We start from the raw sequence: 455 nt of genomic DNA on the forward strand, positions 1-455 counted from the left end.
GACTTTCGTCTCTCGCCTTAGCCTCACGACACGTCTGATAGAACATCTCAAACGCTCGCTACGTCACAAGTTTTAAAAGAACACGTACCGGCCACAGTGCCGATGCGTATAAAGATCGAATGTATGCGTCATTCAGAGAATGGTGGGTCTGGGAGGACTCGAACCACCGACCTCACCCTTATCAGGGGTGCGCTCTAACCACCTGAGCTACAGACCCAAATGTCTTACTCAAACGTGGTGGAGCCTGTCGGGATCGAACCGACGACCCCCTGCTTGCAAAGCAGGTGCTCTCCCAGCTGAGCTAAGGCCCCAAAAGGGACATCTCACACCGGCTTGGCCGATGTAAATCTCTGAATGCAGGTACTTTGTGAAGACGCCCGACAGGACGATGCTGTCTTTGCTCAAAAGGAGGTGATCCAGCCGCACCTTCCGATACGGCTACCTTGTTACGACTT

2 tRNA genes and 1 rRNA gene are annotated in these 455 nt (G+C 53.2%); all 3 read right to left on the reverse strand.

The features are described from left to right. Positions 1-140: 140 nt before the first annotated feature. Positions 141-217: transfer RNA gene (locus tag ACVOMM_RS18660), tRNA-Ile, on the reverse strand. Between the two features lie 18 nt (positions 218-235). After that, positions 236-311: transfer RNA gene (locus tag ACVOMM_RS18665), tRNA-Ala, on the reverse strand. 93 nt (positions 312-404) lie between these two features. Further along, a 16S ribosomal RNA gene (locus ACVOMM_RS18670) occupies positions 405-455 on the reverse strand; the annotation flags it as partial.

This window comes from Stenotrophomonas sp. STEN009, from assembly GCF_056760395.1.